2 protein-coding genes and 1 pseudogene are annotated in these 2273 nt (G+C 68.1%); all 3 read left to right on the top strand.

The window, feature by feature from the left end; translation table 11 throughout:
- Positions 1-48: 48 nt before the first annotated feature.
- The gene (locus tag FVW27_RS13580; RefSeq protein WP_243838451.1) at positions 49-843 is read left to right on the top strand and encodes an ABC transporter ATP-binding protein; all 795 of its coding nucleotides are present in this window, start codon (positions 49-51) and stop codon (positions 841-843) included.
- The gene (locus FVW27_RS13575; RefSeq protein ID WP_167125998.1) at positions 830-1981 is read left to right on the top strand and encodes an ABC transporter permease; all 1152 of its coding nucleotides are present in this window, start codon (positions 830-832) and stop codon (positions 1979-1981) included. Before FVW27_RS13580 ends, FVW27_RS13575 begins: the two co-directional genes overlap by 14 nt.
- Positions 1982-1990: 9 nt before the next feature.
- Positions 1991-2273, top strand: a pseudogene (locus FVW27_RS13570) (ABC transporter permease); the annotation flags it as partial.

The following is a 2273-nucleotide window of genomic DNA, read 5'->3' as shown; positions in this document are numbered from 1 at the left end:
GGCTCCGCCCGCCGACCTGGCCGATGGCGCCCGCGTGCGGATGCAGCCATGAGCCGCGCGCAGGGGTCCGCCGTTTCTCCCCACTCTGCCGCGCCGGATGACGTGCCGGGCATGGATGCCACACCTGCCGCCGCGTCCCCGCGTGCGTCCTTGCGCGCGGCCAGCCCGCCCATTCTTCTCCAGTCCGTCTCCAAGGCCTACAGGCGGGGCGCGCAGGTGGTGCCGGTGCTGACCAACGTGAACATGGCCGTGGCCCCCGGCGAGTTTCTGGCGCTGATGGGGCCGTCCGGCTCCGGCAAATCCACGCTGCTCAACCTCATCGCGGGCATCGACCGGGTGGACGCGGGGGCCGTCTTCGTGGGTGAAACGGACATCACCACCCTGGACGACGCGGACCTGGCCCGCTGGCGCAGCCGCAGCGTGGGGTTCATCTTCCAGTTCTACAACCTCATCCCGGTGCTGAACGCGCTGGAGAACGTGGAACTGCCGCTCTTGCTCACGCCGCTTTCCGGGCGCGAACGGCGGGAACGGGCGCGCACCGCGCTGACCATGGTGGGCCTGTCCGACCGCATGGACCACTACCCCGGCCAGCTTTCCGGCGGGCAGCAGCAGCGCACCGCCATCGCCCGCGCCCTGGTGGCCGACCCGGACATCCTGGTGGCCGACGAACCCACCGGCGACCTGGACCGCGTGTCCGCCGGGGAAATCCTGGACCTCATGAGCGGGCTTAACCGCACCATGGGCAAGACCATCATCATGGTTACCCACGACCCGCGCGCGGCGGAACGGGCGGGCCGCCTGCTGCTGTTGGAAAAGGGCGAACTGGCCGATGCTCACGCTTAAATTCGTGCTGCGCAACCTGGCTCGGCACCCGTTGCGCAACGCGCTGACGGTGCTGGGCATCGCCATTTCCATCATGGCCTTCGGCCTGCTGCGCACCACGGTAGAGGCCTGGTATGCCGGTGTTTCCGCATCCGCCGCCAACCGGCTGGTAACCCGCAACGCCATCTCGCTGGTGTTCCCGCTGCCCATCGCCTACGCGGGCAAGATACGCGCCGTGGAAGGGGTGACGCACCTTTCGTGGGGCAACTGGTTTGGCGCGTACTACGTGGACGAGAAGAATTTTTTCGCCAACTTCACCGTGGACATGCGCAGCTACCTCGACCTGTATCCGGAATTCGTCATTGCCGACGACCAGAAGGCCGCCCTGCTGCGCGACCGCAAGGGCATGGCCGTGGGCGCGAAGCTGGCCCGGCGCTTCGGCTGGAAGCTGGGCGACACCGTGCCGCTGAAAGGCACCATCTATCCCGGCGACTGGAACGTGGTGGTGCGTGCCATCTACGCCGGGCGCTACCCCAACACCGACGAGACGCAGGCCTTTTTCCACTGGGAATACCTGAACGAGCGGATGAAGATGGAGCGGCCCGCCCGCGCCGACCATGTGGGCTTCTACATGATCGGGGTGGACCGGGCCGAGAATGCGGCCCGCGTGGCGGGCGACATCGACGCGCGATTCCGCAATTCGCTGGCGGAAACCCTGACCGAGACGGAACAGGCCTTCCAGATGGGCTTCATCTCCATGAGCGAGGCCATCATCATGGCCATCCGGCTGGTGTCGGGCATCGTCATCGTGATCATCATGGCGGTGGCGGCCAACACCATGGCCATGTCCGCCCGCGAACGCATGGGCGAATTCGCCACGCTGAAGGCGCTTGGCTTCGGCGGCGGCTATGTGGCCCTGCTGGTGACGGGCGAGGCGCTGGCCTTGTCGCTGCTGGGGGGCGCGGCGGGATGCGCGTTGTCCGTGCCGGTCACGCGGGTCATCGCCCATGTGCTGGGCGACTATTTTCCGGTGTTCCTGCTGTCCGGCGAAACGCTGGCCCTGCAAGGCGCCGCCGCAACGGTGGTGGGGCTGGTGGCGGGCGCGGTGCCGGCGTGGCGGGCAAGGCAGTTGCGCATAGCCGACGTGCTGGGCAGATAAGGGAACGGTATGGCTTCGCTCTTTTCGTACAGCCTGCGCAACATGCTGGCGCGTCGCCTGACCACGGCCCTGACCGTGGGGGGGATGGCGTTGGTGGTGTTCGTTTTCGCGGCCATGCTCATGTTGTCCGAAGGGCTGCGCACCACCCTGGTGCTTACCGGGTCGCCCGACAACGTGGTGCTGCTGCGGCAGGGCGCCAAGGCCGAAATGGAAAGCGCGGTGGACCGCGACCAGGCCCCGCTGGCGGAAAGCCTGCCCCAGGTGGCCCGCGCCGCCGGCGGCGGGCCGTTGG

Origin of the sequence: Nitratidesulfovibrio liaohensis (assembly GCF_011682075.1) — a bacterium.
Taxonomy (GTDB): domain Bacteria; phylum Desulfobacterota; class Desulfovibrionia; order Desulfovibrionales; family Desulfovibrionaceae; genus Cupidesulfovibrio; species Cupidesulfovibrio liaohensis.
This window is presented reverse-complemented; position numbering and strand designations above follow the sequence as displayed.